Source organism: Agrobacterium sp. ST15.13.013 (genome assembly GCF_027956525.1).
Lineage (GTDB): Bacteria > Pseudomonadota > Alphaproteobacteria > Rhizobiales > Rhizobiaceae > Agrobacterium > Agrobacterium salinitolerans.
In genome coordinates, this window is the sequence record NZ_JAQKGP010000029.1 from 16524 (window position 1) to 41881 (window position 25358).

Genomic DNA, 25358 nt, shown 5'->3' on the forward strand with positions numbered 1-25358 from the left:
GAACTGCTCTATCGTTCCGGCGGCCGCACGTTTGCCGATTCACGACGCGCCGGCCCCCTTGTTTCCCGCGATGCGCGATGCCCGGATGTTTCGTCTTATCGCCGGGTCACGACAGACATGACAGGATCAGCGATGACAGACGTTTCCCCCATTCTTTCCACCGCCGACGATAATCTCACCTCCAGCCTTGAGCGACTGTTCGAGCTCGTACGCATTCCGTCGATTTCGACGGACCCCGCTTACAAGGCGGAATGCCGCAAGGCGGCGGAGTGGCTGGTCAGAACGCTTTCGGCGCTCGGCTTTACGGCCTCCGTGCGCGATACCGCCGGCCACCCCATGGTCGTGGCGCATCACGATGCGGCCACCAAGGACGCGCCGCATGTACTTTTCTACGGCCATTATGACGTCCAGCCGGTCGATCCGCTCGAGCTTTGGGAAAACGATCCGTTCGAACCCGCGGTCAAGGATATCGGCGCCGGCCGGCAGGTGATTACCGGACGCGGAACGGCAGACGACAAGGGCCAGCTGATGACCTTCGTGGAGGCCTGCCGGGCGTACAAGGCTGTCAAGGGCGGCCTGCCGGTGCGCGTCACCATTCTTTTTGAAGGCGAAGAAGAATCCGGCTCGCCGTCGCTGAAGCCTTTCCTCGAAGCCAATGCGGAAGAACTGAAGGCCGATTATGCGCTGGTCTGCGATACCGGCATGTGGGACCGGGATACGCCCGCCATTGCCGCAGCCCTTCGCGGCCTGGTCGGCGAAGAGATCATCGTTACTGCGGCTGATCGCGATCTGCATTCCGGCCTTTTTGGCGGCGCCGCCGCAAACCCGATCCACATCCTCACCGATATCCTTGCCGGACTGCATGACGAGACGGGCCGCGTGACGCTTGCCGGTTTTTATGACGGTGTGGAAGAAACCCCTGCTAACATCAAGGCCTCCTGGGAAACGCTTGGCCGCACGGCGGAAGCCTTTCTCGGCGAAGTCGGCCTTTCTGTTCCCTCGGGCGAAAAGGGCCGTTCCGTGCTGGAGCAGACCTGGGCGCGCCCGACGGCAGAAGTCAACGGCATTATCGGCGGTTATACCGGCGATGGTTTCAAGACCGTGATCGCCGCGAAAGCCTCCGCCAAGGTGTCGTTCCGCCTCGTCGGCGAGCAGAACCCCGCAGCCATTCGCGACAGCTTCCGGGCCTATGTGCGATCCAAGATTCCGGTCGATTGCTCCGTGGAGTTCCACGAACATGGCGCATCACCGGCCATCCAGCTGTCCTACGATTCGTCCGTGCTCACCAAAGCCAAGAATGCGCTTTCGGAAGAGTGGCCAAAACCCGCCGTTGTCATCGGCATGGGCGGCTCGATCCCGATCGTCGGCGATTTCCAGACGATGCTGGGCATGGATTCGCTGCTTGTCGGCTTCGGCCTGACGGACGACCGCATTCACTCGCCGAATGAAAAATACGATCTGCAGTCCTTCCACAAGGGCATCCGCTCCTGGATCCGCATTCTGGACGCGCTCGCGGCAAAATGACAAAAAAAGAGGAAGCACGGTTACCCGGCGCTTCCTCCCTTTCCGTTTGCTCATCGCAAAAACAAAAAGGCCGGGCAAGCCCGACCTTTCCATCCGTTTTCCGTCAATGCCAGTACATCCGTGGTCAAAGCGTTCAACGGTGATGTTCCAGAGCGCGTCCACTTTCATGGCCGCTGCATTTCACCATCAGGATCGGCTGTTTCGGTTAATCTTTGGTTAACGCGATAACAGCGGCACTTTCAAAATGCCCGTCTGACAGCTCTCATCTGAAACACTGTTGAACCATATATTGGTATGCACTCGCGCCTTTTCAAGGCCCGCCCGTTCGCCGCGCCCTTCAAAAGAAAAAGGCCGGAGAAATCCGGCCTTTCCATTCATGCGAGTGACCCTTTCGGGCCAAAGCGCGTATCAGGCAGCAACGAGGTTGCCTGCGGACATCTTGCCCGAGCGGCGGTCCTGCATCAGCTCGTAGGAGAGCTTCTGGCCGTCGTTGAGGGCGGTGAGGCCCGCACGCTCAACAGCGGAGATGTGAACGAATACGTCCTGCGAACCGTCGTCAGGCTGAATGAAGCCGTAGCCCTTGGTTGCGTTGAACCACTTTACTGTACCAGTCGCCATAACGATTTCCTTCCGTTGGCAATTGTATTTGCACTGCAAGCAGTGCGGACTTGGGTCGAATTTGAAGGAAAAGATCGTCGTGAGCGTCTAAAAAGACGCCGAAGCTCTGGTCGTCAAACAAATATCGATGGCGAAGTACCTAGGTGGGAAGGGGCTGAAAGTCAAGTTTCTTTGAACACGGCCAACTGGTCAGGGTTAAGTAGGGGCCAGACCAGGAACGCAAAAACCCGGCGCGGGAGGAGGTGCGCCGGGTTCTTGAAACTGACTGACAATTGGGAGGAGGAGTATTGTCAGTCCAATCGGGCGACGCTGGGAGGAGGAGTGCGTCGCTTCGATGATTTGAAGATACAGGATACCAGCTTAAAAAACAGACGTTTCATCGCAGCGCAGCATTGCGCATATTGCATAGCTATTCCGGGGCGACTTGAAGCTTCTCCGCGTAACGCCTAATAAACACGCATGTCTATCGAATCCGTCAGAGCTTTTTTCACCGAAAAGTCACCCGAGGTTGCCGTGATTGAAACGGAAACGAGTTCGGCGACAGTCGCTTTGGCCGCCGAAGCGCATGGTGTCGACCCTGACCAGATTGCGAAGACCATTTGCCTGAAGGCGGGTGAAACCATTCTTCTCGTCGTCGCCGCCGGCACGAAGCGGCTCGACAACCGCAAATTCCGCGATCATTTCGGCGTAAAGCCGCGCATGCTCGACCCGGAAGAGGTTGTTGCCGTGACCAGCCATCCCATCGGCGGCGTGTGCCCTTTCGGCCTGCCTTCTCGGCTTCCGGTGTTTTGCGACATATCGCTGAAAAACTATCGCGAGGTGGTTCCCGCGGCCGGTGCCACCAATGCGGCGGTGAAGATTTCGCCGGAGGTTATGGCCGAATTGACTGGAGCGGAATGGGTCGACGTCTGCCAATGACGCCGATGTGATCCGGCCAAGACTTAACCCCGCCTTAAATTGCCGCATTTAAACTCTTCATCCTGGATTAAGAATCGCGCAGGCATAGACGCCTTAAACCCGAACGGGATGTGCACGGTTTCGCAAATAGGAGCGACTTCGGCTGGATGGCAGGCAAAGGTAAATCACGCGAACGGGTAGAACCCTCCTTCGGGGATTTCCACGAGTCCGGCGATGACCTGCGTCTTGACGCCAGCGAGCGCATTGGCGGAACCACAAAACAGCAGGCCAAAAGCCCGAAGCCGGCATCCAGTCGCACCACCTCCCGCAAGAAAGAAAAGCGCATTAGCAATTCCGGTAGCGGCGTCATGGGCTTCATCCGCTCCCTCTTCTACTGGTGCATCGTGCTAGGCATCTGGGGCGGTATCGGCGTTGCCGGGCTTGTCCTTTATTATGGTGCGCGCATGCCGAGCGCCAGCAGCTGGTCCATTCCCGAACGTCCGCCGAATGTGAAGATCGTTTCGGTCAACGGCAGCGTGCTTGCCAATCGCGGCACGACCGGCGGCGAGGCGCTCGCGCTGGAAGATATGTCGCCCTATATTCCGCAGGCCGTCATGGCGATCGAGGATCGGCGGTTTTATTCGCATTTCGGGGTCGATCCGCTCGGCCTCGGACGCGCCATCGTCACGAATGTGCTGACGGGGCGAGCCGTGCAGGGTGGCTCGACTCTGACGCAACAGCTCGCGAAAAACCTGTTCCTTTCGCCGGACAGGACGCTGGAACGCAAGGTTCAGGAAGTGCTGCTGTCCTTCTGGCTGGAACACAAGTTCACCAAGGACCAGATTCTCGCGATGTATCTCAATCGCGTCTATTTCGGCTCCAACGCCTATGGCGTCGAGGCGGCGTCTAGGCGCTACTTCAACAAATCCGCGCGCGACGTCAATCTGGGCGAGGCGGCTATGCTCGCCGGGCTTCTCAAAGCCCCCTCACGCCTTTCACCGGCGCGCGATCCGCAGGCGGCGGAAGAACGGGCGCAGGTCGTGCTGCAATCCATGCGCGATGTCGGCTTCATCACCGATGACGAAATCAAGACCGCCATGTCGCAGCCCCCGACCAAGGCGAAACGTTTCTGGTCGGGCGCCGAGCATTACGCCGCCGATATGGTGCTGGAAGAAGTGCGCAGCCTGGTCGGCGAGGTCAAGCAGGACATCGTTGTCGATACCACCATCGACCCCAATCTCGAACGCGACGCCGAGAAGTCGCTTACCCATGTGCTGCAAGGTGACGGCAAGAAGCAGGGCGCTTCGCAGGCGGCGCTGGTTTCCATCGATGGTACAGGTGCGATCCGCGCGGTCGTCGGTGGAGCGGATTATGCGGAAAGCCAGTTCAACCGCGCCGTGAAGGCAAAACGGCAACCCGGCTCGGCCTTCAAGCCCTTCGTTTACGTCGCCGCCCTCGAATCGGGGCTTACCCCCTACACGATCCGCAATGACGCGCCGGTACGCATCGGCAACTGGACACCGGAAAATTACGAGAAGAAATATCGCGGCGAAGTCACGCTCGCCACTGCGCTTGCCAATTCGCTGAACACGATCGCCGCACAGCTGGTGATGGAAGTCGGCCCTGATCGTGTGACACAGGTGGCGCATCGCATGGGCATCGAATCCGAGCTGCAGAACAATGCTTCCATCGCGCTCGGCACCTCGGAAGTGTCGCTGATGGAGCTGACGGCCTCCTATGCTCCCTTCATGAATGGTGGCTACAAGGCGACACCACATATCGTCAAACGCATCACCGATGCCGACGGCAAGGTGCTTTACGAAAACAAATACGACAATCCGCCGCGTGTGCTGAGCGAAGAGATCGCCGCGACCATGAACGGCATGTTGTCCCGCGTCATCACCGAAGGCACCGGCAAGGCCGCGCGCCTTCAAGGCTGGCAGGCGGCTGGAAAATCGGGCACGACCCAGTCCTTCCGCGACGCCCTTTTTGTCGGGTATACAAGCAACCTGACCACAGGTGTCTGGTTCGGCAATGACGACGGCACATCAATGAAGAAGGTCACCGGCGGCGGCCTTCCCGCAAAGGCCTGGAAAGATTTCATGACCGCCGCCCATTCGGGGCTGTCGCCTTCGCCGCTCTTCGGCCTCGGTGCATCGGGTGTTCCGCCGCTCGGGGAAATGCAGCAACCGGCGCCGGAAAGCGCGCCCTCCTCCATCGGCGATATCATTTCCAATGCGCTCGGCGGCGGGACTGCGGATAACCATGCCTACCCCCAGGCCCCGGTTGCGCCAAACCCAAATCAGCCGGGCGTGCCGATGCCGCCGGCAAATATCCCTTCCCGCGATATCGAACCCGGCTATTCAGCCGGCAACGGGCCTGTGCCACCCGCCGAAATCGGCGATCACAGGCCATCCCAACCGAAGCAGACGACCCTGCTCGATATTCTCATGGGAAACTAACGACTTAGACGCGGCAGGCGCTGGTCGCGGGGTCGATGGCAATGTCACCATCGCTGCAGAAAACTCCCGATTTTACAGGATTTGGTTCCATGCAACAGGCCCTCTCCGCAGCCACGAGCGGAGAGGATGCTAGCCCTTACAACATCCGCGTGCAGTCGCATTAACCGTAGATTGCCATTTGCGCCAGAGCGGTTACATTTCGCATGACTTTTTACGGTAAATGAATTATTAATCCTTCATATAAATTAATTTTCTTCTATCAAAATAACTTTTCAGGGCTCTATATTATGCTGGGTACTAAAGGCTCATCGCATGCCGTTTTTTACGGTGCCTCCTATTCCGCAGCCACAACTTTCGAATCGCCGGAAACGCAACCTTCCTCTTCGGAAAAAACCGTCTCCGCATTTTTGCGCGGCCAGTTCGCGCTCAAAAGAACGATGGATATTGCAGGGGCGTCCATCGCCCTTGTCGCGCTCGCGCCGGTGTTGCTCACCGTCGCAGTGATGGTCAAACTCGACAGCAAGGGGCCGGTCCTGTTTTCGCAGGTCCGCTGGGGTATGAACGGGCGGAAAATCCGTGTCTATAAATTCCGCTCCATGAGAACCGACCTTTGTGATGCCACCGGTGTGGCGCAGACGGTGAAGAACGATCCCAGAATAACCCGGATCGGCGCAATTCTTCGCCGCACCAATATCGATGAACTGCCGCAGCTTCTGAATGTGCTGAAAGGCGATATGTCACTGGTCGGGCCTCGCTGCCATGCCATCGGCATGCTGGCGGCCGGTCGTCTTTATGAAGAGCTTGTGCCACACTACCATATGCGGCACAGGGTGCGGCCGGGCATTACCGGCCTTGCCCAGATGCGAGGATTGCGCGGCCCGACGGATCGCAGCGACAAGGCCCGCGCCCGAATCGTCTCCGATCTTTATTACGTCGACAATTTTTCGATCTGGCTGGATATCAAGATCATGGTCGGAACGGTGATTTCCGAATTGCGCGGCGGCAAGGGTTTCTGATTTTCACGAGCCATTCGTCCAGTCGTAAAAAACGAAAGCCCGGCAGCGATGCCGGGCTTTTATCATTGAACATCATGGCGATCAGTTCATCGGTGCGGGCGCTGCATTCGGATCCGGAAGAGGTGCCGGGTTTGCCGACAGCGAGCGCAGATAAGCGATGAGATCGGCTCTTTCGGTTTCCTTCTTCACGCCTGCAAAGCCCATGGCCGTGCCGGGAACGTGTTTCTTCGGAGCTTCGAGGAAGTAGTTGAGATGATCGTAATCCCAGTGAACGGAACCGCCTTTGGAGAAATCCTTCATCCCTGCGGAATAGCTGAAACCTTCGTGGCTGGCGATCGGCCGGTTTACGACATCGAAGAGATTGGGGCCGACCTTGTTTGCACCACCACTCTCTCCGGTATGACAGCTCGTACATTTCTTGAAGACCGTCTCGCCCTTGGCGGCATCGGCGCTCGCAAGCAATTGCGCGATCGGCGTCGCGGCTGCCGCGGCTTCTCCGCCAGCTGCTTCGCCGCCACCCTCTGCCGCAGCAATGGCGTAACCTTCCTTCTCGGGCGCTGGCGCATGAAAAATGCCCTCAGAGGCAATCGACACCGACATCAGAACGAAAACCGTGCCCAGCAACGCCCCAACGCCCATATTAACATAAGAATTCATCTATATGCGCTCCCTCGCATCCGCTCCATATAACCGGGCATCTTGAAATTACTCGAAAGCTATGGCTTTTGCACAGCCTGCGCAACTTGAATAATGGTCCCCACACCGTGACGTTTTGACACTTTTCGGGCGGGATTTGAAGGGTGTCGGATGAAGAATCGGGATTTCGAGAAAGCTGTCGTCCTCATACCGGCGCGGATGGCATCCACGCGCCTGCCGGGCAAGCCGCTCGCCGACATTGGCGGCAAGCCGATGATCGTGCAGGTGGCCCTGCGGGCGCGCGAGGCAGGCGCCGAACGAATCGTTGTTGCGGTCGATGACGAACAGGTATTTTCCGCCGTTCAGAATGCCGGTTTTGACGTGATGATGACGCGCGACGACCACCAGTCAGGGTCGGACCGGATTTTCGAAGCGCTGCAAAAGGCCGATCCCTATGGCAAGGCGGAATATGTCATCAATGTCCAAGGCGACCTTCCGACCATCGAAGCGGAGACGATCCGCGCGTCGCTGCGTCCGCTGGAAAATGCCGCCGTCGATATTGCGACACTGACGGTCGAAATCACCGACGAGGAAGAAAAAACCAATCCGAACGTCGTGAAAGTCGTTGGCAGCCCGCTTTCCGACACACGGCTGCGGGCGCTTTATTTTACCCGCACCACCGCCCCTTACGGCGATGGCCCGCTTTATCATCATATCGGGCTTTACACCTATCGCCGTGCAGCACTTGAGACATTCGTCAGCCTGCCGCCTTCGTCGCTGGAAAAGCGCGAAAGGCTGGAACAGCTGCGCGCGCTGGAAGCGGGCATGCGCATCGATGCGGAAATCGTCAGTTCCGTGCCGCTCGGTGTCGACACGCCGCACGATCTGGAAAAAGCCCGCAAAATCCTCGCAAGCAGAACTCTCTAACGGAAAGTCCCATGACCTTGAGCACAAATCGCATTGCCTTCCAGGGCGAATTCGGTGCGAATTCCGATATGGCCTGCCGTGACATGTTCCCGGATATGGAACCCTTGCCTTGCCCGACATTCGAGGATGCCTTCAACGCCATTGAAAACGGCGAAGCCGATCTCGGCATGATCCCGATTGAAAACACGCTGGCCGGCCGCGTTGCGGATATTCATCACCTGCTGCCGGAATCGCGCCTGCACATCATCGGCGAATATTTCATGCCGATCCGCTTTCAGCTGATGGTGATGCCGGGCGTGAAAAAGGACGAGATCCGAACCGTCCACAGCCACATTCACGCGCTGGGCCAATGCCGGAAAATCATCCGCTCGAACGGCTGGAAGCCCGTCATCGCCGGCGATACGGCGGGCTCCGCGAGACTGGTATCTGAAAAGGGCGACCGCAGCATGGCAGCCCTTGCGCCGCGCCTTGCCGCCAGCCTCTACGGCCTCGATATTCTCGCTGAAAACGTCGAGGATTCGGAAAACAACGTCACGCGTTTCGTTGTGCTTTCCCGTGATGAAAACTGGGCCAAGCGTCAATCGAGCGACGAAATCGTCGTCACCACCTTCGTTTTCAATGTTCGCAATATTCCGGCCGCGCTCTACAAGGCCATGGGCGGTTTCGCGACGAACGGCATCAACATGACAAAGCTCGAAAGCTACCAGCTCGGCGGTAAATTCGTGGCGACGCAGTTTTATGCCGATATCGAAGGCCATCCCGATGACGAGCCGGTGCGGCATGCGCTGGACGAGCTGCGCTTCTTCTCTGAAAAAGTCCGCATTCTCGGCGTCTACAAGGGCCATGCGATGCGCGGCAAGCTCAACCAGGGTTGAGCCTGCCGAACGCGATTATTTCGTCCATTCCACCCAGTCGCGCATCAGCCGGTGCGCGATGGCGCCGCCGGGAGGCGCGGAAAAGCCCTCACCCGTTGCAGTCTCCAGCATCTTTGCGACGTCCGCCCGTGTGAACCAGCGGCAATCCTCCAGTTCGATCTCATCGCGGGCAATATCGAAAGACAGCGCCTCTGCATAACAGCCGATCATCAGCGTATGCGGCATCGGCCAGGGCTGCGACGCGTGATAACGCACGCGACCGACTTCAACACCGGATTCCTCATGCGTTTCGCGGCGGACGGCCTGCTCGATGGTTTCGCCCGGCTCCACAAAACCGGCAAGGCACGAATACATGCCCGGTGCAAAATGCGCACCGCGGCCAAGCAGGCAGAGATCACGCTCGATATCGATCGTCATCATGATGACGACAGGATCGGTGCGGGGAAAAATCGTGTGGTTGCAGGCGGCGCAGATACGCTTGTAGCCACCGATGCGCAGCTCCATGGCACCGCCGCACTTACCGCAAAATCGATTGTCGGCGTTCCAGTGGGTGAGGCTGACGGCCTGGGCAACCTCGCTCAGCAATTCCTCATCGAGAAGATGATCGCGATAAAGGGTACGGGCGTCGGCGAGTTTATAGTGGCTCGCGAGCTCATCCTCGGCCACGGCGACCGGCACCGCAATTCTCGGCTCGCCGGTTTCGCGATATCCGAGCAGCACGGCATTGTCGAAATCCGGCTGCAACTCGGCGAGTTCATAGGCGGAAAACAGGGGATCGATGACCTGCTCGTCATGTTTCAGAACAAGCCGATTGCCCGAGAAGGCAAAAATATGAGTGCCGTCGACTTTCAGCGCATCGGCCACGCACTCCTCCGTCCGCTTTTCAGCGAAACGGTCGAGGGCGTTTTTGGAAAAGGCCGTCAGCAGGCTTGCTTCGGGATGCGGGGCAGTGGATTCAAAAATTTTCATTGACATCATCAGAGCGCGCCGGAGATTTTTTTCATCAAAGTTTCCTTTTCGCCCGCGGCATAGGGCACAGGCGTTCCGTGACCCCAGATGGGACCCGGCCAGCAGGTGTCGCCTTCGTTGCGGGCGATAATATGGACATGCAGCTGCCGGACGATATTGCCCAACGCCCCGACATTGATCTTGGTGGCTCCGGTAACTTCTTTCAAGGCGGAGGCGACGAGATTGGTCTCGAATGTCAGCACGGCCTGATCAAGCGGGGTGAGATCGAACAATTCGCTGACGCCATCCCGCTGCGGCACCAGCACCAGCCAGGGCCAGCGTTTGTCGTTTTGCAAACGCAGCTCACATAGTCCCAAACGCGTCACAAGCACGCTGTCGCGCGCCAGTCTCTCGTCCAGCCGGAATGTCTCCAAGGCGTCCTCCATGTTTGTTTTCATTGTGATAGCAGTTTTTTGAAGGCTTGGCTTGCATTTGCTTTCGATATTGCCGATATGTGGCCCGGGAGGTTGGTGGTGGACGAGCCACTCGCCAACCGGGTCAGGTCCGGAAGGAAGCAGCCCTAACGAGCCCGGCACGGGTCGCCGTGCCAGCCTCCCACCTTTTTTAAAAGACGTGCTCAGCTTTCGCCGGGCCAGTTCAGCGCCCCAAGATAACTGGCAAAACAAACTGGCGAGGCGATGAGCGACACCGTACCCCCCACATCAAGCGAATCCCAGGTCGGGACCGGCTACCGGGTACTGGCGCGCAAATATCGCCCCAAGGATTTTTCCGATCTGATGGTCGGCCAGGAACCGATGGTCCGCACGCTGACCAATGCGTTCGAGACCGGACGCATCGCGCAGGCCTACATGCTGACCGGCGTTCGCGGCGTGGGCAAGACGACCACGGCCCGCATTCTCGCCCGCGCGCTGAATTACAAGACCGACACCATCGACAAGCCGACCATCGACCTTCGCATTCCCGGCGAACATTGTCAGGCGATCATGGAAGGCCGGCATGTCGACGTGATCGAGATGGACGCCGCCTCCCATACCGGCATCGACGATATTCGCGAGATCATCGAACAGGTTCGCTATCGCCCGGTTTCGGCGCGCTACAAGGTCTATATCATCGACGAAGTGCACATGCTGTCGACGCAGGCTTTCAACGGTCTTCTGAAGACCTTGGAAGAGCCGCCGGAGCATGTGAAATTCATCTTTGCGACCACCGAAATCCGCAAGGTGCCGATCACCGTTCTGTCGCGCTGCCAGCGCTTCGATCTGCGTCGCATCAGCGCCGCCGATCTCGTCGGACTGTTCACCGCCATTGCGGGCAAGGAGGGTTTCGAAGCCGATCCGCAGGCGCTGTCGATGATCGCCCGCGCCGCCGAAGGTTCCGCGCGTGACGGCCTTTCCCTGCTCGATCAGGCGATTGCCCACGGCGGCGGCCGTGTGGAGGCCGAAGCGGTGCGCGGCATGCTCGGCCTTGCCGACCGGGCGCGCATTGTCGATCTCTTCCAGCATGTCGTCAAAGGCGATGTTGCGGCAGCCCTTTCGGAATTCAACGGACAATATGAGGCGGGCGCGAACCCCGTCGTCGTATTGAACGATCTTGCCGATTTCACCCATCTCGTTACCCGCATGAAATATGTGCCTGACGCGGCGGAAGATCCCTCGCTTTCCGAGATCGAGCGCGTGCGTGGCGCGGAGTTTGCCGAAACCATCGCGGTGACGGCGCTGTCGCGCATCTGGCAGATGCTGCTGAAGGGCATTCCTGAAACGGAAAACGCCTCACGCCCGGCGGGTGCCGCTGAAATGGTGCTGATTCGGCTTTCGCATGCCGCCAACCTGCCGGCACCGGAAGATGCGGCGCGGCGCCTGCTCGAGCTTTCCAGCGGTGACGGCGGTTACGCCAATGGCGCAGCTTCCGGCGGTGGCAATGGCGGCGGCGCGCGTGCCTATTCGTCGGCGCAGACCGTGGCAGCGGCAAGACCTGCAGACTTTGCCGCCCCGAGGCAGGCGGGCCCGCAGCCCTCCACCATGCTACGCGCTGTTCCAGATAGCCGGCCGCAGGAGATGCAGGTCGCGACCCCGAAAACCGAAGAGCGGCCGGAGCCGAAGGTTCCCGTCAATTCGGTGCAGGATATTGCCGATCTCTGCCAGAAAAACCGCGATCCCGTTATGCGGGCGAAGGTACGCAACTTCGTGCGGCTGGTGCGGCTGGAGCCCGGCCGGCTCGATATGCGCCTCGGCGAAGGTGCGCCCGGCTCGCTACCCGGTGAACTTGGCGTCAAGCTGAAGGAATGGACCGGTATCCACTGGATCGTCAGCCTCAGCAAGGAGCAAGGTGAGCCGACCTTGGTCGAGGCGGAGGGCAATGCCCGCGATGCGCGCCTGGTCGATGCGCGTCAGGATCCTGACGTTGCCGCCATTCTGGCGCAGTTTCCTGGCGCAAAAATCACCGACGTGCGCATCCGCGTCGCCGCACAGGATGAGACCGAAGAGATCGCCCCGCCATCGGTTGCCGAATCGAGCGAAGGAGACATCCTTCCCGGCGACGACATCGAGTTTTAAACAAGAAGAACAGGAGATTGGCACATGCGCGACATCATGGGTATGATGGGCAAGGTCAAGGAAATGCAGTCCAAGATGGAGAGGGTGCAGCAGGAAATTGCCGCCCTCGAAATCGAAGGCCGGGCCGGTGGCGGTCTGGTGACCGTCATTTTGAACGGCAAGGGCGAAATGCGCGGTCTGAAAATCGATCCTTCGCTCTTCAAGGAAGAAGAGGTCGAAATCCTCGAGGATCTGATCGTTGCCGCCCATAAGGACGCCAAGGAAAAGGGCGAAGCGCAGGCCCAGGAAAAGATGGCTGACCTGACCGCAGGTCTGCCGCTACCGCCCGGCATGAAGCTGCCTTTCTGAGATATTCCAACTGAAGAGGATGGCGTTGAGCCTTCGCCATCCTCCCGACGCGACCTTAAGATTCCAGCATCGCACGAAACCGGCTTGCGATCGGTGTTTCAAGATAGGCCATGCGTTCGGCTTCGTTGAGTTGCATGGGACGGAAGCGCTGCAGGATAGTCGGTATCGGCAGTTTCGTTCCCGAATAGGGTTCGAACATCACCTCCTCACCGGCCGCAAGCATTCCACCTTTCAGCACCCGACAATAAAAACCCGGCTGGCCCGCCTCTCGGAAACGCGGGGCAAAATCGGGATCGCCGATGCGGGCCGACAGCGTGGCGCAGGGGATGCGGGCAGCGGTCACCTCCAGCACGATGTCGTTGGCCGTAAACCTGTCGCCCACATGCAGTCTCGCGCTGTCGACACCATCAAGCACGAGGTTCTCGCCGAAAAATCCGGGTTCAACCGTAAAACCCAGGGTGCTCGACCAAAACTCGAGATCGACCGAGCCCATGACGTAAATCGCCTGATCCGGCCCGCCATGGTGTTTGCGATTGCACACGGCATCACTGACAATGCCTTCCGCGTCGACCATGACCGGGCCATTCACGGCATGTTTAAAGATGCCCGTCTTCGTCGTCTTTCCCGGCAGGCTTTTTGCCTCGCCCCGACACACCGCCCTGATTTTCATCGACTGCCCTTCAAGCTTCATGATTCCCGTTTCCCGATTTATGCAGTAGAAAGCGCTCATGGCAAAACGAGTCACCGGTCCCGAAATTGAAAAACTGATCCAGCTTCTGGCAAAAGTGCCGGGGCTTGGGCCCCGCTCGGCACGGCGGGCGGCGTTGCATCTCATCAAAAAGAAGGAACAGCTCCTCGGGCCGCTCGGCCATGCCATGGGCGAAGCCTATGACAAGGTGAAGATCTGCTCCTGCTGCGGCAATGTCGATACCATCGATCCCTGCACCGTCTGCGCCGACGACCGGCGCGACCAGTCCGTCATCATCGTGGTGGAAGACGTGTCTGACCTCTGGGCGCTGGAGCGGGCGGGCGCGATGAACACCGCCTACCACGTTCTGGGCGGCACGCTGTCGCCGCTCGACGGTGTTGGGCCCGAGGACCTGAATATCAAGGGCCTGATCGACCGCGTGAGCGCCGGCGGCATTCGCGAGCTTATCATCGCCGTTAATGCGACGGTGGAGGGGCAGGCAACCGCTCACTACATCACCGACCGCCTCTCCGACCTCGGCATCAAGATCACGAGGCTCGCACATGGCGTGCCTGTGGGCGGCGAGCTTGACTATCTCGACGAGGGCACATTGACCGCGGCGCTTCGGGCGCGAACGACGATCTGAGGCCTACCTCCCTCCCGTCATTCAAAGAGGAGACCGAATGCGAAACCATTTTGCCCCGAAGGTACTGGCTGCACTTCTTTCCGTTTTTTCAGCAACGACGGCCTTGGCGCAGTCGGCGCCGACAGGAGCAGCGGCAGCCCGATATGACGCCGAATTTAATGCCTGGCTGAAAAAGGAAATCTGGCCGGAAGCCCGCAAGGCCGGCATTTCGCAAAAGACGCTTGAAGCCACGCTCAGCGGCCTCTCCATCAGCTGGAACCTGCCCGATCTCGTCATTCCCGGCCAGAAGCCGCCAAAGGAGCAGAGCCAGAGCCAGGCGGAATTTTCATCGCCCGGCGCTTATTTCTCCGAAAAGCGACTACAGGGACTTGCCGGCACCGGCCGCTCGCTTGCGGCAACGCATGCGGCGACGCTGCGGAGGATAGAGGCGAAATATGGTGTGCCTGGCGAGATCGTCGTTGCGATCTGGGGCCGCGAATCCGGTTTTGGCCGTGCGAAACTGCCGCACTCGGTGGTCGATGTGCTGGCCACGAAAGCCTATATGTCGACCCGCAAGGAGATGTTCCGAACGGAACTGATCGACGCGCTGAAGATCGTCGAAAGCGGCGATATCGCGGCATCACGCATGATGGGTTCCTGGGCCGGCGCGCTTGGCCAGCCGCAGTTCATGCCATCAAGCTATCTGAAATATGCCGTGGATTTCGATGGTGATGGCCACCGCGATATCTGGAATTCCGTGCCGGATGCACTGGCATCCATAGCGAACTATCTTTCCGAGCGTGGCTGGCAGCGCAATCGCGACTGGGGTTTCGAAGTCTCCATCCCCGCCAATGTTTCCTGCGCACAGGAAGGCCCGGATCTGGCCCGGCCGGTGGCCGACTGGGCGAAGATGGGCATTACCCGTATTTCCGGAAAAGCCTTTCCTGCCAATGACCTGACCGCCGATGGCATGATGCTGGTGCCGGCCGGGCGGCATGGGCCGGAATTTGTGGTGACGCCGAATTTCTACGTCATCAAGGAATATAATAATTCCGATCTTTACGCGCTCTTCATCGGCAATCTCGCCGATCGCATCGCCCATGGCGCAGGGCCGTTCAAGGGTGGTTGGGGCAATGTCGGGTCGATGCTGCGCTCCGACGTGTTGGCCATGCAGAAGGCGCTGGTCGCCAAGGGTTACGATGTCGGCAAGGCGGACGGGCTGGCGGGTTTCAAGACGCGCCGCTCACTCGGCGACTGGCAGTCGAAAAACGGCCTCACACCGACATGTTTTCCCGATGCCACGCTGAAGGCGAAGCTGAAATAATCCGCCGCCAGCCCATCGTCTCTCAATGCTGGTCGGTATGCGGCTTGTGGAAGATATCGTCGGTCGGCGGAATGGTCTGCCGTTCGATCATCCGATGCACCCGCGGCCGCGTCTTGCCACGGTGAAGCTCCAGCAGCCGGTCCCAGGCCTCGGCATCCGCCTGGGTACGGCGGTGGTTGTGACGGACATATTCCACCCATGTCGGCACATGGTAACTTTCCGTCCAGATATCGGGGTTTTCGAGATCGCGCATCAGGTTCCAGTTGCGGGCACCGTCCCGGATGCGGATACGGCGGCGCTCCGCCATCAGCGGCAGGAATTCGCCGAGATCTTCATCATGAATTTCATAATCGATGAGAATGGCGATCGGGCCGCTGCGCGGCTTGACGTCCAGCCTCAGCGGCGGCTCCACGAAACGGTTGAGCGGATCGAGATTAAGCGAAGCGAAAGCCGGCATGGCGAGCTTGAGGCCGACGAGAACGCCGAGCAGCATCAAAACGCACGAACAGAGAAGCGAATAGGAAATGCCATAATCTTCCGCCAACTCACCCCACAGCCAGCTGCCGACGGCGATGCCGCCAAAGGTCAATGTCTGGTAAAGCGACAGTGCCCGGCCCACCACCCAGCGTGGGGTGGAGAGCTGGACGATGGTGTTGAAGAGCGACAGGGCCAGCACCCAGCACGCACCGGCAATGGTCAGTACAATCGACGTGATGATGGCGCTCGTGCTGACCGCCGTTACGCCAGCGCTGAAAGCGAAGCCTAAAAAGGCGACGCGCACGATCCATTCGCTGGACAGGACTTCGCGCAATCTGGCGCTGATAAGGGCTCCACCAATCGCGCCGACGCCGAAAGCGCCAAGCATGACACCGTAGGTCAGCGGGCCGCCCTCGACCAGATCACGGGCGACAATGGGCATCAGGGCAAGGATGGCGCTGGCGGAAAGACCGAAGAGAAAACCGCGCACCAGCACCTTGCCGATATTGGGCGACATCGCCACATACCGCATGCCGGCGGAGATGGCGGCCAGAAGCTGCTCACGCGGCAGGGTTGAGGCATATTTGGGCGGTTGCCAGCGAAATAGTGCGTAGATCAGGGTGAAATAGCTCAGCGCATTCACGAAAAACGCGGCAGCCGCACCCGCGGCGGCGACGATGATACCACCGATGGCCGGGCCGACACTGCGGGTGATGTTGAAGCCGACGCTGTTCAGCGTCACGGCGGCGGGCAGATCCTCACGCGGCACCATTTCGCCGACCGACGCCTGCCAAGAGGGATTGTTGAGCGCCGTGCCGCAACCGATCATGAAGGTGAAGAACAGCAACAGCCAGGGCGTGAGCCAGCCAGACCAGGCAAAGACGGTGAGCAGCACGGAGGCCGTCAGCATCAGCAGCTGCGCCGAAATCATAATGCGGCGACGGTCGAAACTGTCAGCCAGCGCGCCTGAAATCAGCGAGAACAGCATGATCGGCAAAGAGGTGGAGGCCTGCACCAGCGCGATCATGTTTTCCGAACTCGAAAGCGAGGTCATCATCCATGCGGCGCCCACCGCCTGGATCAGTCCGCCAAAGTTCGAGGCAAGGCTGGCGATCCAGATTCGTCTGTAAGTCAAATGCCTTAAAGGCGCGAGTGGCGATTTACGGTCAGGCACGCTCTGTCCACTTGATGCAACTGCGATTTGTCAAACGGCAACTATAGACAGTGCCGACGATCATGCCAGCCTTTCCGGCATGGTAAGGGTGAAAATGTGGCGGGACCGTTACTGAAACGCAGACGCCTGCGAAAACCTTGCAATCCTGCCCCAATAGGTCTATATGACCTTTGAAATTCTTGATCGCTTGATGAAGAGTGGGGCCGCAAGGCTCCGCTCTTTTTCGTTAGGCGAACCGGAAACCACGGGCTGACTGCCCGATGAACATCAAAGACCGGAAGGCCAGATGGCAGATACCGCACAAGAACCGCGACTGATAACCGAAACAGGCATCGACCAGCGCATTGCCGAGATCATCGAGCCTGTTCTGACGGGCATGGGCTATCTTCTGGTGCGCGTGCGGCTCTCCAACCAGAACGGCATGACGCTGCAGGTGATGGCCGAGCGCGAAGACGGAACCATGACCGTTCAGGACTGCGAAGCCATTTCGATGGCGATTTCACCGGTTCTTGATGTGGAAGATCCGGTCGATAAAGCGTATCATCTCGAAGTTTCCTCGCCCGGTATCGACCGGCCGATGGTTCGCAAATCGGATTTCACCCGCTGGCAGGGCCATCTGGTGAAGGTCGAAACCTCCATTCTGGTCGAGAACCGCAAGCGGTTTCGCGGCAAGATCGTTGAGGTTGATGCTGACGGTTTCAAGCTGGAACGCGACCAGATCGCTTATGGCGAAGAGCCGACAGTCATTGTTCCGTTCACCGCGCTTTCGGATGCGAAGCTCATTCTGACGGACGACCTTATTCGTGATGCGCTGCGGGCAGACAAGGCGGCAAAGGCCGCCGCCGCAAACCAGAACGACGAAAACGAAGCAGACGAAGACTAATTCCAACGTAAAGCCCGGGAAACGGGCGATCCCCGCAATTATGCGACTTACGGAGATAAAAAAATGGCAGTGAGTGCTAACCGGCTTGAGCTTCTGCAGATCGCCGATGCTGTGGCGCGCGAAAAGGTCATCGACCGCGAAATCGTGCTTGCCGCAATGGCCGACGCTATCCAGAAAGCCGCCCGCTCGCGCTATGGTTCGGAAACCAACATCCGCGCCGACATCAACTCCAAGACCGGCGAAATCCGCCTGCAGCGTCTTCTGGAAGTGGTCGAAGCGGCTGAGGACTATTCGACCCAGATCCCGCTGGAGCTCGCCCGCGACCGCAACCCCGACGCCAAGCTCGGCGACTTCATCGCCGATCCGCTGCCGCCGATGGATTTCGGCCGTATCGCCGCCCAGTCCGCCAAGCAGGTGATCGTGCAGAAGGTACGTGAAGCCGAGCGCGACCGTCAGTATGACGAATTCAAGGACCGTATCGGCGAAATCGTCAACGGCACCGTCAAGCGCGTCGAATACGGCAATGTCATCGTCGATCTCGGCCGTGGCGAAGGCATCATCCGTCGCGACGAGATGATCCCGCGCGAAAACATGCGCTACGGCGACCGCGTGCGCGCTTACGTCTACGACGTTCGCCGCGAACAGCGTGGCCCGCAGATTTTCCTGTCGCGCACCCATCCGCAATTCATGGTGAAGCTCTTCACCATGGAAGTCCCGGAAATCTACGACGGCATCATCCAGATCAAGTCGGTTGCCCGTGACCCCGGTTCGCGCGCCAAGATCGCCGTCATCTCGAACGATAGCTCGATCGATCCGGTCGGCGCCTGCGTCGGTATGCGCGGTTCGCGCGTCCAGGCCGTTGTCGGCGAACTTCAGGGTGAGAAGATCGACATCATTCCGTGGAGCCAGGAACCGGCGTCCTTCATCGTCAACGCCCTGCAGCCGGCGGAAGTCGCCAAGGTCGTTCTGGATGAAGAATCCGAGCGTATCGAAGTGGTTGTTCCCGACGAGCAGCTGTCGCTTGCCATCGGTCGTCGCGGTCAGAACGTGCGTCTGGCATCGCAGCTGACCGGCTGGGATATCGACATCATGACCGAACAGGAAGAATCCGAGCGTCGCCAGAAGGAATTCAACGAGCGCACGGCCCTCTTCATGGAAGCTCTCGACGTCGACGAAATGGTCGGCCAGGTTCTGGCTTCGGAAGGCTTCGCGCAGGTTGAAGAACTGGCCTATGTCGATCTCGACGAAATTACCTCGATCGACGGCTTCGATGAAGACACCGCCGATGAGATCCAGACCCGCGCCCGCGAATATCTGGAGCGCCTGGAAGCCGAAATGGATGCCAAGCGCAAGGAACTCGGCGTTTCCGACGAGCTGCGCCAGATCGATGGCCTGACTTCGCAGATGATGGTTGCGCTCGGTGAAGACGGCATCAAGACCATCGAGGACTTTGCCGGCTGTGCAGCGGACGATCTGGTTGGCTGGAGCGAGCGCAAGGACGGCGAGACGAAGAAGTTCGAAGGCATCTTCTCCAAGCTCGACGTTTCGCGCGTCGAGGCCGAAAACATGGTGGTGCAGGCTCGCCTTCTGGCAGGCTGGATCACCGCCGAAGAGCTCGCTTCCGAACAAGAAGCCGATGCGGAAGCTGCCGAGGAGGCGGATACCGCCGAACAGGAATGACATCGCAGGCGCATGAGCCGGACGATCTGCCCGAAACGGATGACGACGGGCGGATCAAGGGCGACGTCAATGGACGTATGTGCATTGTGACACGGCAGAGCGGATCGCCGGATGAGCTGATCCGCTTCGTCGCAGGACCGGACGGCAACGTCGTGCCGGACCTGAAACGCCAATTGCCGGGGCGCGGTTGCTGGGTGACACCCGAGCGCGCCCTGATCGAGAAGGCCATCGCGAAGAAGCTCTTCGCGCGGGCTCTCAAACGCGACGTCAAGGCCGGGGCCGAGCTTCTTACTCTTCTCGACCGGCTGATGGCGCAGCATGTGGCTGGTATGATGAATATGGCGCGCAAGGCGGGCCAGTTCATCAGCGGCGCGACGAAAGTCGATGCTGCCGTCCGGTCCGGGAACGCGATTGCCGTGTTTCACGCGACCGATGCTGCGGCCGATGGCGTCAGAAAACTGGACCAGGCCCGCAAGGCCTGGGCGCTCGGCAGCGATGCCGGCAATGAAATTCCGTCCTTCCGGCTCTTTAGCGAAGCCGAAATGGACGAGTTGATGGGCCAGAATGCTTTTATCCATGCCTGCGCGCTTGCAGGGCAGGCGGGTGAGGGTGTAGTGAAGCGCGCAACGATGCTTGAGCAGTACCGCCTTGGCGGCCAATCTCAGGCGGAACGCGACGCTGCCCGGACAGAACAATGACGCGGTTAACCGACATCAACGGTCGCCGCGTTCCGATGCAGCAATTGAACGACGAGGCCTGATGGACGTCATCCGGTTCTCGTCCGAAGGAACGGGAACGGAATGACCGACAACAACGACGACAAGACACTTAACGCACAGCCTAAGAAGACTCTCACCCTCAAGCCGGGCGGGATGAATCAGGGCACCGTGCGGCAGGATATGGGTCGAGGTCGCACGAACGCGGTTGTCGTGGAAACACGCAAGCGCCGCCCCCTGCGTCCGGAAGACGAGAAGCAGGTTCATTCGACCGCAGCGCCCGCTCCGAAGCCGGCCGCCCCTGCCCCCGCGGCAGCACCGCGTCCGCAGGCTCCGCAGCCGCGCATCCACCAGCCCAGCGGCCAGCAGCAGCGTCCAGGTTCCTCCCAGTCGCAGCAGCGTCCCGGCTCGTCCGCACCGCAGCAGCGCCAGCCTGAGCGTCCGCGCGGGAACGTCCTGCACGATCTGTCCGCAGGCGAGATGGAAGCCCGCCGCCGCGCGCTGATGGAAGCGCAGGCTCGTGACGTGATCGAAGCCAAGCAGCGGGCCGAAGACGAAGCCCGCCGCAAGGTCGAGGAAGAACGCCGCATTGCCGCCGAGAAGGAAGAAGCTGCGCGCCGTGCCGCCGAGGAAGCCGAAGCCGCCAAGGTGGCGGCAAGCCAGCCGGCCGTGGAAGCGAAATCCGAACAGGCCGCTGAAAAGCCGGCAATCGCCACTCAGCCGGCGCCGCGCTCGGATGCTCGCCCTCAGTCCGCCGCTGCCGCACCTGGTCGCGCAACCACGGAAACCGTCGCTCCGCGTGGGCGTCGCACCGATGGCGACGATGAGGACGATCGCGGTGCACGCCGTGGTAACCTGCCGGTCCGTGGCAAGGTTGCAGCACCTGCACCTGCGAAGCCCGCCGCCCGCCTGAAGACCGAAGAAGAACGCCGTCGCGGCAAGCTTACGGTCACCTCGTCCAATCTGGATGAAGACGGCACACCGCGCGGCCGCTCCATGGCATCCATGCGCCGCCGTCAGGAGAAATTCCGCCGCAGCCAGATGCAGGAAACCCGTGAAAAGGTTATGCGCGAAGTGATCCTGCCGGAAACCATTACCATTCAGGAACTGTCACAGCGCATGTCCGAACGCGCCGTCGACGTCATCAAGTTCCTGATGAAGGAAGGCCAGATGATGAAGCCGGGCGACGTAATCGACGCCGATCTGGCCGAACTGATCGCGGTCGAATTCGGCCATACCGTCAAGCGCGTTTCCGAATCCGACGTCGAAGAAGGCATCTTCAACCAGACGGACGATGAAGGCGAAATGGTTTCCCGCCCGCCCGTCGTCACCATCATGGGTCACGTCGACCACGGCAAGACCTCGCTGCTCGACGCCATCCGTCAGGCGAATGTGGTTGCCGGTGAAGCCGGTGGCATCACCCAGCATATCGGTGCTTATCAGGTCGAGAAGAACGGCCAGAAGATCACCTTCATCGACACCCCCGGCCACGCCGCCTTCACGGCCATGCGTGCCCGTGGTGCACAGGCGACGGATATTGCCGTTCTGGTGGTCGCCGCAGACGACAGCGTCATGCCGCAGACGATCGAATCCATCAACCATGCCAAGGCGGCGGGTGTTCCGATCGTCGTTGCGATCAACAAGATCGACAAGCACGAGGCAAACCCTGAAAAGGTTCGTCAGCAGCTCCTGCAGCACGAAGTCTTCGTGGAATCGATGGGCGGTGAAGTGCTTGACGTGGAAGTGTCGGCCAAGAAACTGCTTGGTCTCGACAAACTGCTCGAAGCGATCCTGCTGCAGGCTGAAATTCTCGACCTCAAGGCAGATCCGAACCGTACCGCGGAAGGCACCGTCATCGAAGCGGAACTCGACCGCGGCCGCGGCGCCGTCGCTACAGTTCTCGTGCAGAAGGGCACGCTGAAGCCCGGTCAGATCATCGTGGCCGGTGACCAGTGGGGCCGCGTTCGCGCCCTCGTCAACGACAAGGGCGAGCACGTCAAGGAAGCCGGTCCGGCTATGCCTGTCGAGATTCTCGGTCTTTCCGGCACGCCATCTGCCGGTGACCGTTTCGCGGTTGTCGAAAACGAAAGCCGTGCTCGCGAGATTTCCGAGTACCGCCAGCGTCTGGCACGCGACAAGGCTGTCGCCCGTCAGACGGGCCAGCGCGGTTCGCTGGAACAGATGATGAGCCAGTTGCAGACTTCGGGAATGAAGGAATTCCCGCTGGTCATCAAGGCCGACGTGCAGGGCTCGGTCGAAGCCATTATCGCTTCGCTCGACAAGCTCGGCACCGACGAGGTCCGCGCTCGTATCGTTCACTCGGGCGCTGGTGCCATCACGGAATCGGATATCTCGCTTGCCGAGGCCTCCAACGCCGCGATCATCGGCTTCAACGTTCGCGCCAACGCACAGGCCCGTACGGCCTCCGAACGCGCCGGTATCGAAATCCGCTACTACAACATCATCTACGATCTGGTGGATGACGTGAAGGCGGCGATGTCGGGCCTGCTTTCGCCGGAACGTCGCGAGACCTTCCTCGGCAATGCCGAAATCCTCGAGGTGTTCAACATCACGAAGGTCGGCAAGGTCGCGGGTTGCCGCGTCGTCGAAGGCAAGGTGGAGCGTGGTGCAGGTGTTCGTCTGGTTCGCGACAACGTCGTCATCCACGAAGGCAAGCTCAAGACCCTCAAGCGCTTCAAGGACGAAGTGGCAGAAGTGCCGGTCGGTCAGGAATGCGGTATGGCCTTCGAAAACTACGAAGACATCCGCGCCGGCGACACCATCGAGTGCTTCCGCGTCGAACACATCACGAGAACGCTCTAAAGCATTTCCAGGAAAAGTGGATCCCCGGTTTTCCGTCCGGAAATGCGATAGAACAAAGAGCGTTCTCGCCGCAAAACAGGACTTTACTGTCGGGCGCCGGCTTAACCGGCGCTCGCTCCGTTTGAGGCATAACCCATGGCAAAAGCTACATCATCGGCCCCTTCCCAACGCATGCTGCGCGTTGGCGAACAGGTGCGCGCCGCCCTGACACAAATTCTCCAGCGCGGCGAAGTCCGCGACGATCTGATCGAAAGCACCGTCATTTCCATTTCGGAAGTGCGAATGTCTCCCGATCTCAAGATCGCTACCGCCTACGTGACGCCGCTTGGCGTTGCCGATCACACCGACATCATCACGGCACTCAACCGCCACGCCAAGTTCATGCGTGGTCGCCTCGGACCGCAGCTTCGGCAGATGAAATACATGCCGGAACTGCGTTTCCGCGACGATACGAGTTTCGACAATTACCAGAAGATCGACGCGCTCCTGCGCTCACCCGAAGTGCAGCGCGATCTTGGGCCTTCAAACGAAAAAGACGACGAACAGAACTGAAGCATGTCCAAACCACGCAAACAGCAGAACCGCAAACCCAAGGGCCGTCCGATTTCGGGCTGGCTGATCCTCGACAAACCGCTCGATTTCGGCTCCACCGAGGCCGTTTCCAAGATCAAGTGGCTGTTCAACGCCCAGAAGGCCGGCCATGCCGGCACGCTCGATCCGCTCGCGTCCGGCATGCTGCCGATCGCGCTCGGTGACGCCACCAAGACGGTGCCTTACGTCATGGACGGCCGGAAGATCTACGAATTCACCGTGACCTGGGGCGAGCAACGCGCGACCGACGATCTGGAAGGCGAGGTGGTCGATTCCTCTGATCGGCGCCCGGACGAACAGGCAATCCGCGATATTCTACCCCATTATACCGGCGTGATCATGCAGACTCCGCCGCAATTTTCCGCCATCAAGATCGCCGGCGAGCGTGCCTATGATCTGGCGCGAGACGGCGAGACCGTGGAAATTCCCGCACGCGAGGTGGAAATCCATCGCCTGACGCTGCTGGCCTGCCCCGATGCCGATACAGCGCATTTTGAAGTGGAGTGCGGCAAGGGCACCTATGTGCGGGCGCTGGCGCGCGACATGGGCCGCGATCTCGGCTGTTTCGGCCATATCTCGGAACTGCGCCGCACCATGGTCGCACCCTTCAGCGAAGAGATGATGGTGCCGCTCGAAACGCTGACGGCACTGGAAGCCATGGAAGACCGCGACGAGCGGTTGGAAGCGCTGGATGCCTATCTGATCGATACGGCGGAGGCGCTTTCCGCCCTTCCCCGCCTCATCATCAACGACGACCAGGCGCACCGGCTGAAGATGGGCAACCCCATCTTGCTGCGCGGGCGCGACGCGCCCGCCAACCATCCGGAAGCCTATGCCACTGCGCATGGCAAGCTCGTCGCCATCGGCGAGATCGGCGAAGGCGAGTTCCGGCCGAAGCGGGTTTTCGGCTGAGCCGGGCGGCGCGGGCGGGAATCAATCGCCTCTTTCCATTGCACCCGGAATAGTTTATAGGCAGCGCCAGCTTAGGCTTTGCCTGCGCTACTGAATGGCCAGAGCTGGACGACATCCCGGCTCTTTGGCGTCCCATTTTTCCTTAAAATAGAAAGGATCGTCCGATGTCGATTACTGCAGAGCGCAAAGCCGCCCTCATCAAGGAATATGCCACGAAGGAAGGCGACACCGGTTCTCCGGAAGTTCAGGTCGCTATCCTGACCGAGCGGATCAACAACCTGACCGGTCACTTCAAGGACCACAAGAAGGACAACCACTCCCGTCGTGGCCTTCTGACGCTGGTTTCGAGCCGTCGTTCGCTTCTCGACTATCTGAAGAAGAAGGACGAAGCCCGTTACTCCAAGCTGATCGGTGCTCTCGGCATTCGCCGCTAATAACTTCTCCGGCGGGTTTCGCAACGATGCCCGCCGGTTTTTATATCCGGTCTTTTGAGGCCACATGAATTTCCGGGCGCTTGCCGCTGATGTGGCCCCCGGACGATAAGGGTGACCCGGATGGGCCGGTGCCGCCTTTTTCAACCGCAGACCTGTCATGGGGCAGGATTGCCGGATGCTTGCTTGTCGAAAGCCTCCCGCTGTCTT

The 25358-nt window shown here is 59.8% G+C and carries 23 protein-coding genes and 1 other RNA gene; 18 read left to right on the top strand and 6 right to left on the bottom strand.

The genetic code is table 11. The features are described from left to right. Window positions 1-132: 132 nt before the first annotated feature. Entirely contained in the window at window positions 133-1524 is a 1392-nt protein-coding gene (locus PL597_RS22300; RefSeq protein ID WP_271366265.1) for a dipeptidase, read from the top strand. Between the two features lie 408 nt (window positions 1525-1932). On the opposite strand, the gene PL597_RS22305 is transcribed toward PL597_RS22300, so the two are convergent. Then, a complete protein-coding gene (locus PL597_RS22305) occupies window positions 1933-2142 on the bottom strand; it encodes a cold-shock protein (protein WP_003492998.1) in 210 nt (69 codons plus the stop codon). A gap of 459 nt (window positions 2143-2601) precedes the next feature. Here PL597_RS22305 and PL597_RS22310 point away from each other — a divergent pair, with 459 nt between their 5' ends. From PL597_RS22310 to PL597_RS22320, 3 genes are all read left to right on the top strand, one after another. Next, complete coding sequence (locus PL597_RS22310; protein ID WP_077984594.1) at window positions 2602-3060, top strand: YbaK/EbsC family protein; 459 nt, start codon at window positions 2602-2604, stop codon at window positions 3058-3060. Window positions 3061-3206: 146 nt separating this feature from the next. After that, window positions 3207-5501: a transglycosylase domain-containing protein gene (locus PL597_RS22315; protein WP_271366266.1), complete on the top strand. Its 2295-nt coding sequence runs from the start codon at window positions 3207-3209 to the stop codon at window positions 5499-5501. A 287-nt stretch (window positions 5502-5788) separates the two neighbouring features. After that, window positions 5789-6517, top strand: coding sequence for a sugar transferase (locus PL597_RS22320; protein ID WP_080791952.1), 729 nt, complete (start codon window positions 5789-5791; stop codon window positions 6515-6517). 81 nt (window positions 6518-6598) lie between these two features. Here the strand turns inward: PL597_RS22320 and PL597_RS22325 are convergent, their stop codons facing one another. After that, window positions 6599-7174 carry a c-type cytochrome gene (locus PL597_RS22325; protein ID WP_080791954.1) on the bottom strand — a complete coding sequence of 192 codons (576 nt, stop codon included), beginning with the start codon at window positions 7172-7174 and terminating at the stop codon, window positions 6599-6601. A gap of 150 nt (window positions 7175-7324) precedes the next feature. On the opposite strand from PL597_RS22325, the gene PL597_RS22330 reads away from it, so the two are divergent. Then, window positions 7325-8080 (top strand): 3-deoxy-manno-octulosonate cytidylyltransferase, encoded by a 756-nt coding sequence (locus PL597_RS22330; protein WP_271366268.1) that lies wholly within the window; start codon window positions 7325-7327, stop codon window positions 8078-8080. Window positions 8081-8091: 11 nt separating this feature from the next. Continuing rightward, a complete protein-coding gene (locus PL597_RS22335; protein ID WP_080791958.1) occupies window positions 8092-8955 on the top strand; it encodes a prephenate dehydratase in 864 nt (287 codons plus the stop codon). A gap of 15 nt (window positions 8956-8970) precedes the next feature. Here the strand turns inward: PL597_RS22335 and nudC are convergent, their stop codons facing one another. Beyond that, window positions 8971-9930: an NAD(+) diphosphatase gene (gene nudC, locus PL597_RS22340; RefSeq protein WP_162854311.1), complete on the bottom strand. Its 960-nt coding sequence runs from the start codon at window positions 9928-9930 to the stop codon at window positions 8971-8973. Window positions 9931-9932: 2 nt separating this feature from the next. Then, window positions 9933-10361 (bottom strand): HIT domain-containing protein, encoded by a 429-nt coding sequence (locus PL597_RS22345; protein ID WP_162520627.1) that lies wholly within the window; start codon window positions 10359-10361, stop codon window positions 9933-9935. A 64-nt stretch (window positions 10362-10425) separates the two neighbouring features. Here PL597_RS22345 and ffs point away from each other — a divergent pair. The 3 genes from ffs (at window position 10426) to PL597_RS22360 (ending at window position 12824) form a co-directional block, all read left to right on the top strand. Continuing rightward, an RNA gene (ffs, locus tag PL597_RS22350) (signal recognition particle sRNA small type) lies at window positions 10426-10522 on the top strand. 79 nt (window positions 10523-10601) lie between these two features. Then, a complete protein-coding gene (locus PL597_RS22355) occupies window positions 10602-12476 on the top strand; it encodes a DNA polymerase III subunit gamma/tau (protein ID WP_271366270.1) in 1875 nt (624 codons plus the stop codon). A gap of 24 nt (window positions 12477-12500) precedes the next feature. Further along, window positions 12501-12824, top strand: coding sequence for a YbaB/EbfC family nucleoid-associated protein (locus PL597_RS22360; protein WP_271366272.1), 324 nt, complete (start codon window positions 12501-12503; stop codon window positions 12822-12824). A gap of 55 nt (window positions 12825-12879) precedes the next feature. Here PL597_RS22360 and PL597_RS22365 read toward each other — a convergent pair whose 3' ends face one another. Continuing rightward, window positions 12880-13515 (bottom strand): MOSC domain-containing protein, encoded by a 636-nt coding sequence (locus tag PL597_RS22365; protein WP_271366273.1) that lies wholly within the window; start codon window positions 13513-13515, stop codon window positions 12880-12882. A 37-nt stretch (window positions 13516-13552) separates the two neighbouring features. On the opposite strand from PL597_RS22365, the gene recR reads away from it, so the two are divergent. Both recR and PL597_RS22375 read left to right on the top strand, forming a co-directional pair. Further along, on the top strand, window positions 13553-14158 hold the full coding sequence (recR, locus tag PL597_RS22370) for a recombination mediator RecR (protein WP_077983270.1): 606 nt from the start codon (window positions 13553-13555) through the stop codon (window positions 14156-14158). A gap of 37 nt (window positions 14159-14195) precedes the next feature. Continuing rightward, window positions 14196-15461, top strand: coding sequence for a lytic murein transglycosylase (locus PL597_RS22375; RefSeq protein WP_271366275.1), 1266 nt, complete (start codon window positions 14196-14198; stop codon window positions 15459-15461). 22 nt (window positions 15462-15483) lie between these two features. Here the strand turns inward: PL597_RS22375 and PL597_RS22380 are convergent, their stop codons facing one another. Further along, a complete protein-coding gene (locus PL597_RS22380) occupies window positions 15484-17112 on the bottom strand; it encodes an MFS transporter (protein ID WP_271366276.1) in 1629 nt (542 codons plus the stop codon). 286 nt (window positions 17113-17398) lie between these two features. On the opposite strand from PL597_RS22380, the gene rimP reads away from it, so the two are divergent. The 7 genes from rimP to rpsO all read left to right on the top strand — a co-directional run bounded on the left by rimP (window position 17399) and on the right by rpsO (window position 25151). After that, on the top strand, window positions 17399-17995 hold the full coding sequence (gene rimP, locus PL597_RS22385) for a ribosome maturation factor RimP (protein WP_077983273.1): 597 nt from the start codon (window positions 17399-17401) through the stop codon (window positions 17993-17995). 63 nt (window positions 17996-18058) lie between these two features. After that, window positions 18059-19675, top strand: a complete 1617-nt coding sequence (gene nusA / locus PL597_RS22390; RefSeq protein WP_077983274.1) for a transcription termination factor NusA — start codon at window positions 18059-18061, stop codon at window positions 19673-19675. Beyond that, window positions 19672-20373, top strand: coding sequence for an RNA-binding protein (locus PL597_RS22395; protein ID WP_077983275.1), 702 nt, complete (start codon window positions 19672-19674; stop codon window positions 20371-20373). Before nusA ends, PL597_RS22395 begins: the two co-directional genes overlap by 4 nt. A 102-nt stretch (window positions 20374-20475) precedes the next feature. After that, the gene (infB, locus tag PL597_RS22400; protein ID WP_142914230.1) at window positions 20476-23214 is read left to right on the top strand and encodes a translation initiation factor IF-2; all 2739 of its coding nucleotides are present in this window, start codon (window positions 20476-20478) and stop codon (window positions 23212-23214) included. A gap of 135 nt (window positions 23215-23349) precedes the next feature. After that, window positions 23350-23766 (top strand): 30S ribosome-binding factor RbfA, encoded by a 417-nt coding sequence (gene rbfA, locus PL597_RS22405; RefSeq protein ID WP_004439055.1) that lies wholly within the window; start codon window positions 23350-23352, stop codon window positions 23764-23766. Window positions 23767-23769: 3 nt separating this feature from the next. Further along, window positions 23770-24717, top strand: a complete 948-nt coding sequence (gene truB / locus PL597_RS22410) for a tRNA pseudouridine(55) synthase TruB (RefSeq protein WP_271366277.1) — start codon at window positions 23770-23772, stop codon at window positions 24715-24717. Between the two features lie 164 nt (window positions 24718-24881). Further along, window positions 24882-25151, top strand: coding sequence for a 30S ribosomal protein S15 (gene rpsO / locus PL597_RS22415; protein WP_003492949.1), 270 nt, complete (start codon window positions 24882-24884; stop codon window positions 25149-25151). Window positions 25152-25358 lie beyond the last annotated feature (207 nt).

What these genes read in the sequence shown, in the direction of transcription:
- PL597_RS22300 (WP_271366265.1), top strand. Translation starts at nt 133, where the DNA reads ATGACAGACGTTTCCCCCATTCTTTCCACCGCCGACGATAATCTCACC.
- PL597_RS22305 (WP_003492998.1), bottom strand. Translation starts at nt 2,142, where the DNA reads ATGGCGACTGGTACAGTAAAGTGGTTCAACGCAACCAAGGGCTACGGC.
- PL597_RS22310 (WP_077984594.1), top strand. Translation starts at nt 2,602, where the DNA reads ATGTCTATCGAATCCGTCAGAGCTTTTTTCACCGAAAAGTCACCCGAG.
- PL597_RS22315 (WP_271366266.1), top strand. Translation starts at nt 3,207, where the DNA reads ATGGCAGGCAAAGGTAAATCACGCGAACGGGTAGAACCCTCCTTCGGG.
- PL597_RS22320 (WP_080791952.1), top strand. Translation starts at nt 5,789, where the DNA reads ATGCTGGGTACTAAAGGCTCATCGCATGCCGTTTTTTACGGTGCCTCC.
- PL597_RS22325 (WP_080791954.1), bottom strand. Translation starts at nt 7,174, where the DNA reads ATGAATTCTTATGTTAATATGGGCGTTGGGGCGTTGCTGGGCACGGTT.
- PL597_RS22330 (WP_271366268.1), top strand. Translation starts at nt 7,325, where the DNA reads ATGAAGAATCGGGATTTCGAGAAAGCTGTCGTCCTCATACCGGCGCGG.
- PL597_RS22335 (WP_080791958.1), top strand. Translation starts at nt 8,092, where the DNA reads ATGACCTTGAGCACAAATCGCATTGCCTTCCAGGGCGAATTCGGTGCG.
- nudC (WP_162854311.1), bottom strand. Translation starts at nt 9,930, where the DNA reads ATGTCAATGAAAATTTTTGAATCCACTGCCCCGCATCCCGAAGCAAGC.
- PL597_RS22345 (WP_162520627.1), bottom strand. Translation starts at nt 10,361, where the DNA reads ATGAAAACAAACATGGAGGACGCCTTGGAGACATTCCGGCTGGACGAG.
- PL597_RS22355 (WP_271366270.1), top strand. Translation starts at nt 10,602, where the DNA reads ATGAGCGACACCGTACCCCCCACATCAAGCGAATCCCAGGTCGGGACC.
- PL597_RS22360 (WP_271366272.1), top strand. Translation starts at nt 12,501, where the DNA reads ATGCGCGACATCATGGGTATGATGGGCAAGGTCAAGGAAATGCAGTCC.
- PL597_RS22365 (WP_271366273.1), bottom strand. Translation starts at nt 13,515, where the DNA reads ATGAAGCTTGAAGGGCAGTCGATGAAAATCAGGGCGGTGTGTCGGGGC.
- recR (WP_077983270.1), top strand. Translation starts at nt 13,553, where the DNA reads ATGGCAAAACGAGTCACCGGTCCCGAAATTGAAAAACTGATCCAGCTT.
- PL597_RS22375 (WP_271366275.1), top strand. Translation starts at nt 14,196, where the DNA reads ATGCGAAACCATTTTGCCCCGAAGGTACTGGCTGCACTTCTTTCCGTT.
- rimP (WP_077983273.1), top strand. Translation starts at nt 17,399, where the DNA reads ATGGCAGATACCGCACAAGAACCGCGACTGATAACCGAAACAGGCATC.
- nusA (WP_077983274.1), top strand. Translation starts at nt 18,059, where the DNA reads ATGGCAGTGAGTGCTAACCGGCTTGAGCTTCTGCAGATCGCCGATGCT.
- PL597_RS22395 (WP_077983275.1), top strand. Translation starts at nt 19,672, where the DNA reads ATGACATCGCAGGCGCATGAGCCGGACGATCTGCCCGAAACGGATGAC.
- infB (WP_142914230.1), top strand. Translation starts at nt 20,476, where the DNA reads ATGACCGACAACAACGACGACAAGACACTTAACGCACAGCCTAAGAAG.
- rbfA (WP_004439055.1), top strand. Translation starts at nt 23,350, where the DNA reads ATGGCAAAAGCTACATCATCGGCCCCTTCCCAACGCATGCTGCGCGTT.
- truB (WP_271366277.1), top strand. Translation starts at nt 23,770, where the DNA reads ATGTCCAAACCACGCAAACAGCAGAACCGCAAACCCAAGGGCCGTCCG.
- rpsO (WP_003492949.1), top strand. Translation starts at nt 24,882, where the DNA reads ATGTCGATTACTGCAGAGCGCAAAGCCGCCCTCATCAAGGAATATGCC.